Source organism: Deinococcus misasensis DSM 22328 (assembly GCF_000745915.1).
Taxonomy (GTDB): Bacteria; Deinococcota; Deinococci; order Deinococcales; family Deinococcaceae; genus Deinococcus_C; species Deinococcus_C misasensis.
In genome coordinates this window covers 1-8,645 of the sequence record NZ_JQKG01000085.1, presented here as the reverse complement: position 1 = coordinate 8,645, position 8,645 = coordinate 1, and the positions used below count along the sequence as shown (strand labels likewise).

General features: G+C 52.4%; 10 protein-coding genes and 1 tRNA gene. 4 read left to right on the top strand and 7 right to left on the bottom strand.

All coding sequences use genetic code 11. The annotated features are described in order from the left end of the window. Positions 1-6: 6 nt before the first annotated feature. Positions 7-93, top strand: a tRNA-Leu gene (locus Q371_RS22885). Between the two features lie 110 nt (positions 94-203). Here the strand turns inward: Q371_RS22885 and Q371_RS22880 are convergent. The 3 genes from Q371_RS22880 to Q371_RS22870 all read right to left on the bottom strand — a co-directional run bounded on the left by Q371_RS22880 (position 204) and on the right by Q371_RS22870 (position 1,585). Further along, complete coding sequence (locus tag Q371_RS22880) at positions 204-596, bottom strand: hypothetical protein (RefSeq protein WP_034345210.1); 393 nt, start codon at positions 594-596, stop codon at positions 204-206. Between the two features lie 170 nt (positions 597-766). After that, a complete protein-coding gene (locus Q371_RS22875; RefSeq protein WP_034345208.1) occupies positions 767-1,123 on the bottom strand; it encodes a hypothetical protein in 357 nt (118 codons plus the stop codon). Then, complete coding sequence (locus Q371_RS22870; RefSeq protein WP_034345206.1) at positions 1,124-1,585, bottom strand: hypothetical protein; 462 nt, start codon at positions 1,583-1,585, stop codon at positions 1,124-1,126. Positions 1,586-1,663: 78 nt separating this feature from the next. Between Q371_RS22870 and hisA the strand changes: the two genes are divergently transcribed. Continuing rightward, entirely contained in the window at positions 1,664-2,380 is a 717-nt protein-coding gene (gene hisA / locus Q371_RS22865; protein ID WP_034345216.1) for a 1-(5-phosphoribosyl)-5-[(5-phosphoribosylamino)methylideneamino]imidazole-4-carboxamide isomerase, read from the top strand. 320 nt (positions 2,381-2,700) lie between these two features. Beyond that, positions 2,701-3,165: a nucleoside deaminase gene (locus tag Q371_RS22860; RefSeq protein WP_211253887.1), complete on the top strand. Its 465-nt coding sequence runs from the start codon at positions 2,701-2,703 to the stop codon at positions 3,163-3,165. 122 nt (positions 3,166-3,287) lie between these two features. Here the strand turns inward: Q371_RS22860 and Q371_RS22855 are convergent, their stop codons facing one another. The 4 genes from Q371_RS22855 to Q371_RS22840 form a co-directional block, all read right to left on the bottom strand. After that, a complete protein-coding gene (locus Q371_RS22855; RefSeq protein WP_169743913.1) occupies positions 3,288-3,860 on the bottom strand; it encodes a thioredoxin-like domain-containing protein in 573 nt (190 codons plus the stop codon). Between the two features lie 96 nt (positions 3,861-3,956). Then, positions 3,957-5,129, bottom strand: a complete 1,173-nt coding sequence (gene nspC / locus Q371_RS22850; protein ID WP_034345200.1) for a carboxynorspermidine decarboxylase — start codon at positions 5,127-5,129, stop codon at positions 3,957-3,959. 175 nt (positions 5,130-5,304) lie between these two features. Further along, entirely contained in the window at positions 5,305-6,903 is a 1,599-nt protein-coding gene (locus tag Q371_RS22845) for a tetratricopeptide repeat protein (RefSeq protein ID WP_034345197.1), read from the bottom strand. Positions 6,904-7,060: 157 nt separating this feature from the next. Beyond that, complete coding sequence (locus Q371_RS22840; protein WP_034345194.1) at positions 7,061-8,272, bottom strand: saccharopine dehydrogenase family protein; 1,212 nt, start codon at positions 8,270-8,272, stop codon at positions 7,061-7,063. Positions 8,273-8,404: 132 nt separating this feature from the next. On the opposite strand from Q371_RS22840, the gene Q371_RS22835 reads away from it, so the two are divergent. Next, on the top strand, positions 8,405-8,645 hold a 241-nt coding region (locus Q371_RS22835), incomplete at its 3' end, for a transposase family protein (protein ID WP_034345191.1).

Here is an 8,645-nt window from a genome sequence, read left to right as displayed (position 1 = left end):
ACCTGAGCCGAGGTGGCGGAATTGGTAGACGCACTAGTTTCAGGGACTAGCGCCTTCACGGGCGTAGGGGTTCAAGTCCCCTCTTCGGCACCAACGCAATCCCTTCTGAAAAGAAGGGGTTTTTTCTTTTGCTTCAAGCTGGCAAATCAAAAAGCCCGGCAATGCCGGGCTTGAGCACTTGAAGGTCACTTGAAGTTTGAAGGTCAGGCTGCGTTGCGACGGTCCAAAGCCGCTTTGATTTCTCTGGCCTCTTGCAAATGGTCCATGTCTGAGGACCACCCACGGGTTTTGTGCCAGAAATCCCACGCCTGCTGGGCCGTTTGGATGTCTGCTGGCCATCCCTTTTCTGTGGGCCAAGGGCCTTTGGCAATCACCCATGCCCAGCACCCTTGGAAATAGGTGGGGGTGTACTGGAGGTCTGCCATCATCTGGTTGACCTTGACTTCCAGATGGGGATTGAGACGCAACAGGTCGTTGTAATCCTGTGCAGAGACATCCAGAGCAGGAAGTTCTGCAAGGAACAGTTGCCAGAGGGACTCTGCAACCCGGTCAAACAACTCCATGGAGAGGGCATTTAAGGAAGGTTCAAACTCCATGCTCAGGCCTTTCTTCTCGGGACTTGCCCGAGCCCGCCTGTTTCTGCAAAACAGGCCTTTGATGATCTGAGTGTAAGAACTCGATCTTTTGTTTTTCTTATGCCCTCTAGACAGAATTCAGTAAGATTTCAGGTGAATTGCAGTTTCACCTCAGGTGAAACACCAAAAAACTAAGGTCTTAATGTTCCACTCAGGTTGCCTTTGTTGCCACCAAGGTCATAGTGAAGTTCAAATTTTTCATAGGACTGCAGCTCTTGCTTTTGCAAGAGCCACGATTTGAACCAGTCCAGATCTGCAGGTGAAGGAACGGCTTGTGGTTCTTCCAACTGCACCACCACTGTTTTCTGTGGGGTACGAACTTTCACTGCTCTGGCCCCAAAATGCTGCACCAATTGTGATTTCATGTCTTTCAAAACCGTTTGACTGACCTTTGGAACCGATGAAGACAATTGCACGGTCATCCGCTGCATGCCAAAAGCCAGAATCAAAAGCACGCCACACAAAGCCAGAATGGTGTTTCTCTGCATCTACAACCCCCACTTTTCAAGTGAATTGCTGATTTCAACGGGTCTGTTGCTCCGGGGAAGCAACAGACCCAGAGATTGAATCTGGTTGACATTGACCCCTTCCTCAGGCAACTGATGTTGTGCCAACTTCCAGACCACCTGCATCAAAGAGCGCAAACGGCGGGCGGCCATCTGGTTGCGCTGGTCTGCATTTTCATTTTGCAGCCATTCCAGTTTTCCCAACTCTGGAACATTGAGGTAGACGTGCTGGTGGGTGCCTGTAAATACCAAAGCATCGAGCTGGATGCCATGGTCTTGCATGGCTTTTACCAACTGGGCCTCCTGCGGATCAAGTGGCTGCTGGATGCCCTCAAATGAAAAAAGGGTGGCCTGAGACAACACAGGGGTTGGGCGATAGGTCAACATCAAAACCCATGTGACGATGGTGCTGACCACCAAACTGAGAGCCGCAAACAACTTCATAAATTCTCCTCATTGTGCCTCATGGAGGTGCTCTACACAAAGCACTTTGAAACAGCATTCAGTCTTTATACTGATGGGGTGAGTCTTGTCATTCCCTGTGTGGACATTCAATCAGGTCGGGCCGTGCGCCTTTATGAAGGCGACCCTGACCGTGAAACCGTGTATTTTGAACGCCCTCTGGACGCTGCCCTGCACTGGGTGGAAAAAGGGGCCACGCTGGTTCATCTGGTGGATCTGGATGCAGCCACAGGCCGTGGCGAAAACAAAAACATCATCTTTGAAATCACCCGCAACCTGAACGTCCCTGTGGAGGTGGGGGGCGGAATCCGCAACTTTGAAAGCGCTCAAGCCCTCCTTGAAGGTGGGGTCCAGAGGGTGGTGATTGGCACAGCAGCCGTCAAAAATCCGGATCTGGTCAGTCAATTGATCTCTGCCCATGGTCCTGAGCGTGTGGTGGTCAGTCTGGATGCCAAAGATGGCTTTGTGGCCGTCTCAGGCTGGGCTTCACAGAGCGAACTGTCCATCGAATCCCTCTGCGAAGACATGGCTTCCAGAGGCCTGCAAACCCTGATCTTCACGGATGTTTCCAGAGACGGAACCCTGAAAGGTCTGGACCGTGACTTGATGGTGCGGGTTCGCAAAGCATGGACAGGTGAACTGATCGTGGGTGGCGGCGTTCGTGACGTGCAGGACGTGGCCTTGCTGAAAGAACTCGGGATTGAAGGGGCCATTGTGGGCCGCTCGATTTACGAGGGGACTTTGCCCTTTCCGGTGCCAGAGTTGACTGAACGCTGATCAGAGACCTGAAACCGAAGGCATCGTGCCATACGCATTGAAAAATCATTAAGGGAACTTGTAGGGGCGTAGCGTGCTAAGCCCTGAACGCTGACGCCAAAGCTTTTTGACCTTCTGCTCCAAGTTCTCCGCCTGTCCCCTTCCATCAAGGGCGAGGCACGCCTCGCCCCTACAAATACCCTGTGCCCCAAGCTTTGCTACAATGAAATCGCTCGCTGTTCAGCGTGGATAACCAGAGAGCCCAGAGGACCAACCACGCGCACCCCACACAACCAGATGGGGGCGAGGTCCTCATCTCGGGGTGTTTCATGGAGGAAACCATGAGTGAATTCATGCAGGAAGCTGGACAAATTGCGCTGGAGAACGTGCAAAGTGGCAAAGGTGGCCCTTTTGGTGCCGTGATCGTCAAAGACGGCAAAATCATTGCCAGAGGCATGAATCTGGTCACCACCACCCCTGATCCCACCGCACACGCCGAAGTGACCGCCATTCGTGAAGCCGCAAAAGTGCTGGGCACCTTTGACCTCTCGGGCTGCGAGATCTACACCAGTTGTGAGCCCTGCCCCATGTGCCTGGGAGCCATTTACTGGGCCAGACTGGACAAGGTGTACTACGGGGCCACCCAGGCAGACGCAGCCGCCATTGATTTCGATGACGAGTTCATCTATCAGGAGTTTGCCCGCCCCATTTCAGAGCGCAAACTGCCCATCATTCAGCAGGCACGCGAGGAGGGCCTCAAATCCTTCAAAGCCTGGCAAGAAAGCCAGAGCAAAATCCGTTACTGAAGGGTTTCCCGGAGCATTCGATCTCAGAACAAGCAGCTTTCTCTCTGGAAGCAATTTTTTGAAACAGGAGGATTCAAGCGAATCCTCCCATTTCACTGATCAACCCAGCTTGGTTTTGGACTTCAGGGGGTCAGACCACCAGAACAAGGGGCTCCCTGCTCTGGTGTGGTGGAACCATTGGTGTACTGGTCTGCAAAGGCTTTGATGGCCTTCTCATCCCATGTGTTGACGACCAGTTGCACACCCCAGGCAGTCAGAACCACATCGGCTGTTTGCCTGTTTTCCATGGACATGATGCGGTAGGCCGGACTGGCCTTCACCAGACCTTGCAAGAACGACAATTGGGCTGCTGTGGTGGTGGATTTGTAGGTGACCCACAGGGCACCATGCTCCATGCTGTGCACCACCAGACGGGGATCGATGGTTTTCAGGTAGATGCCACAGTTGGCCCAGACTGGAAAATGCATCCCTCTGACCGGAGGGAAAAAAGGATAAATCACCTGTTCCACCGTGTGCAAAACGCCGGTGGTGTTGGTGTCATCGTAAAAGGTGACGGTTCCGGCAGGATTCTTTTCGGTTTTGATGGCTTTGAGCACCACTTTGACCGGCCCTTTGGCCTGTGAAGTCTGACCCATGCTGCCCTGGGCCAGAGCCAGTGAACCCATCAAAACAGCCCATCCAATGTGCTTCTTCATGCCTTCCAGCATAGCCGAGCACAGACGAGATGCTTTTGCCATTCCCATACAACAAAAAAGACCCTCAGTGATTGAGGGTCCAGAGGCACCCAACCTTCAGCTCAGTTTGGCTTTGAACTCCTCATAGCTGAAATGCTTGACCAGTTTGAACTGTCCGTCCAGCGTCCAGATGCCAATGCTCGGGTGTTTCACTCCATTGAAAAAGGTGGTTTTGACCATGGTGTAGTGGATCATGTCCTCAAAGACCACTCTGGAACCCACCTGCAACGGCGCATCGAATGAATAATCACCGATGATGTCTCCGGCCAGACAGGTGCCCCCTCCCAGACGGTAGGTGTAGGCTTTTTCGCCGGGTTCATCTGCGTTGCGGATGTCCGGACGGTAAGGCATTTCCAGACAATCTGGCATGTGGGCTGAAACACTGACATCCAGCATGGCCATGTCCATCCCATTGTTAAAAGTGTCCAGCACACTGGAAACCAGCCATCCGGTTTGCCAGCCCACCGCTTCACCGGGCTCCAGAATCACATCCACATTCCACTTCTCGCGGAAGGCTTTGACCACGCGGATCAGGCGGTCCACATCGTAATTTTTGTTGGTGATGTGGTGGCCTCCACCAAAGTTGATCCACTTCATCTGGGGCAACAAATCGCCGAATTTCTCTTCGATGACCTCAAGGGTGCGTTCCAGAGTGTCACTGTTCTTCGCGCTCAGGGTATGGAAATGCAACCCATCAATGCCGTCCAGAAGGTCTTCTCTGAAATGGCTGCGGGTCACACCCAGACGGGAGAAAGGCACGCAAGGATCGTACAGGGGCACTTTGTTCTCGCTGTACTCGGGGTTGATGCGAATGGCACAGCCAATGTGGCGACCGGTGCGGTCCTTGTACTCCTGCACGCGGTCTTTAAAGCGCTCCCACTGGGTGAAGGTGTTGAAGGTGATGTGGTCTGCAAGGTCCAGAATCTCTGGGAATTCCTCGTCACTGTAGGCTGGAACGTAGACGTGGACTTCTTTGCCCATTTCGTGCTTGGCCAGCAAAGCCTCGTTGAGGGAACTGGCGGTGGCCCCATACAGGTACTGGCGGACCATGGGGAAGGTGCTCCACATGCTGTAGCCTTTGAGGGCACAGATGATGTGGGCACCCGACTCGTCCTGAACACGCTTCAGGATTTCAAGGTTGTGTTTCAGACGGGATTCATCCAGCACAAAGCAAGGGCTGGGCATCTGGTCAAAGGGGATGTTCTCGACAGGGAAAATCTCGGTGCTCATCCCAAGCAGAATACACCGCAAAAGTCAGGATGCGGGTGCCCTTTGTCGCTATTGCCCCTGTTTGGCCTTTTCTTGCTTGAGGTGTTCAAGCTCTTCGTTGAATTTCTGCATCTTCCTCTGGAAGTCAGGATCATCTCTGATGTCTTGATCCTCCTTGACCACGGAAGAGTGCACTTCATCCATTTTCTGGGCCAGTTGCAATACTGCAGGCACGCAAAACCACCCAGAGCAGCAAAAGCAGCACCCACCAGTAGCGAAGGCCTCCCAGAATGAAGATTGCTGCTTTTTGTTTTTGATGTACTCCAGCAAAAAACTTTTTGCGCTTTTCACCTTTGGAAGTCTTGTAGCCCTCAGCCAGAGCCCTGCCTTCCAAGTGCTCGGCATACTCCAGACTGTCTGCTGTAGGCTTTCCACGAATGGGACGCACAACTCCATCTTCACCCAACTCCACACGGCCTGCTTTGAGCAAACGCGCCAATTCCATTCGAGACGCATTGTCACCAGCATCTGCTGCACGCAACAGGTATTTGTATTTGCTGCGTTCGTCCAGATTGAAGTTCTTTTGATACAGAGGAAAGTTCTCGTAAAGCACTCCACAACAATATGCATTTCTGGCTTCTGCGCCTTGATACACATGTTGCATCATCTGCTCGATGGTCCCTCCAACACGCAAAACATGAAAAACCAACAGTGCACCTGCCCTGTTTTTGCCTTCTTTCAAAGCTTTTTCATACCAATAAGCAGGGGATTCAGCACCTTCCAATGAAGACAGGTTTTCCGAGAGTTGTCCCACCTGCACCACTGCCTCAAGGTCCCCATCTTGAGCTTGAATTTTCAAATACCGATAAACATATTCTTGATCTGGGTGGCCACCTTCAAGCTCTTTTAGCAAAGAAGCAGTTGCTGACTGTGCCACAAAAAAACGAACATCTCCATCGTGCTTTTTCAGCAATTGCATCAAAATGTCTGTGGCTTCAGTGTTGCGGTTCAGACCGTACAGATAAAATGCCCTCTGGTCCTGCAAGGCAGGATTCAACTGAACTGCATATTCAATGTATTCCAGAGCTTGCTGAGGGTTTTTCTGGAAAAAATAGGCATGGTGGGCCATCTGTTCATGGAACTGGGCCCAGAGTTTTTGATGGTCTGCCTGAGAAAGAACACCCTCTTGAGAGCGGATGTACATCAGCATGTGCTGGTCTGAACCGCCCCATTCGGTTCGCAAAGTTCCCAGCAAACGCTGCCTGAGCTTCAAAGACGCAGGGGCAATCCGAATGCCCTCAAGGTACCAGTCAGCGTACCTGCCTGCCTGAAGGTCTTCTACGGACAGACGGTTGCCATGGGTGTGCTGCACACCCGCAAGCACCAGAAAACTGAGCAGCGGTTTCTGGGTCAGGTGCAAACTGGCTCTGGCACATCCCTCTGCCTGCTCCAGATGGTATTGCATTCCCCTTCTGCCCCGATCGGAAACCTCATTGAAGGTGCTTCCACCCCGGTAAAGCCAGGCCTGCCCGAGAAACCACCTGCTCAGGGCCACATGGGCTGCATAAGACCCTGATTGGTTGATCCAGCTTCCCAACTTCTCACCAAGGGTCTGGGCTTCAGAATCAAACCCTGCAAAAGCATAATTCAGATCTTCCTCAGAGAGTTGATCTTGCTCATAAGAATGCTGCACTTGATTGAAGTAGCGGTCCAATTCTTCAAAAGCATCTGAGCGAAGCTTATCAATGATTTCTACAGGTCGCATCAATTGCAAAGGTGGGAAGGGGTCAAACATACAAAAACATTGTAAACGCTGGATCTTAAAAGGGATCCAGCGTTTTGCTGATGCTGTTTGATGGTTTTGGAGATTTTACGGAAAAACAAAAGGTTCTTTGCAAGAAGACGGGGTCCTGAGAAAAGAATCCTCTTGTTTCACCGATCAATCCAGCAAATCACTTCACCAGTTCGATGCCTGCAAGCTCATCCACAGGCAGTCCCCATTTGTTCATTTCAGCAATGAAAGGATCGGGGTCGAACTCCTCGACGTTGTACACGCCAGCTTTGAACCAGACTTTGTTGATCATCAGCATGGCACCGATCATGGCAGGAACGCCCGTGGTGTAAGACACACCCTGGGCTTGCACTTCGCGGTGGCATTCGGCGTGGTCTTTCACGTTGTAAACGAAGTGCACCACTTCCTTGCCATCCTTGATGCCTTTGGCCTGCACACCAATGCAGGTCTGTCCGGTGTAACCTGCGCTGAGGCTCTCAGGGGCGGGCAGCACAGCTTTCAGGAATTCCAGAGGGGCAATCTGCATGCCGTTGTAGTTGATGGGCTCGATGCTGGTCATGCCGATGTTTTGCAGCACGGTCAGGTGCTTGATGTACTGCTCACCGAAAGTCATCCAGAAACGGGCACGTTTGATGGTGGGGAAGTTGATGACCAGAGATTCCAGTTCCTCGTGGTAGAGCACGTAGGACTTGCGGGTGGTGACTTTGGGGTAGTAGATGTCCTGGGCAATTTCCAGAGGTTGGGTCTCCACCCACTGACCGTTTTCGTAGTAACGGCCATTGGCGGTGATTTCACGGATGTTGATCTCGGGGTTGAAGTTGGTGGCAAAGGCCTTGCCGTGGTCCCCGTTGTTGCAGTCCACAATGTCCAGATAATGGATTTCATCGAAGTAATGCTTGGCGTGGTAGGCGGTGAACACGTTGGTGGCACCGGGGTCAAAACCGCATCCCAGCAGGGCCATCAGTCCGGCCTGCTCGAAACGCTCACGGTAAGCCCACTGCCAGGAGTACTCAAACTTGGCGACATCTCTGGGCTCGTAGTTGGCGGTGTCCAGATAGTGCACGCCGGTTTCAAGGCAGGCATCCATGATGGTGAGGTCCTGATAAGGCAGGGCCACGTTGATCACCAGTTCAGGTTTGTATTCATTGATCAGGGCCACAAGCTCTGGGACATTGTCTGCATCCACTTTGGCCGTGGTGACAACGGTTTTGGACTCGGGGAAGTACTGCTTGATTTCATCTGCAATCTTGTCGCACTTCGCTTTGGTTCGGCTGGCAATCATCAGCTCTGTGAACACACTGTCGTTCTGGGCGCATTTCTTGGCCACAACCGTGCCCACGCCACCAGCACCAATCATCAGTACTCTAGCCATAAAGACCTCCTATGGATCCCCGGAATTCGGGTTTCAACGAGTATGTATTCTAACCCAGAATGGTCAGGTTTTGCGGTGTGGTTGGAGGGAAAGGCAGGGGTGACGCACGTCGCGAAGGGGTTAAGGTAAGACATGAACCCCGAGCAACTGAAACTCGCAGTCCAGCACTTCTCTGAGCTCCCTGATCCCCGGACAAACCGAGGGCTCAATCAACCCCTCATCAACGTGATCGTCATTGCCCTGTGTGCTGTGCTCAGCGATGCAGACAGCTTCTATGACATGGAGGATTTTGGGGAACTCAAACGGGATTGGCTCTCAAGCTTCCTGGACCTCCACACCGGTATACCCTCCCATGACACCTTCAATCGGGTCT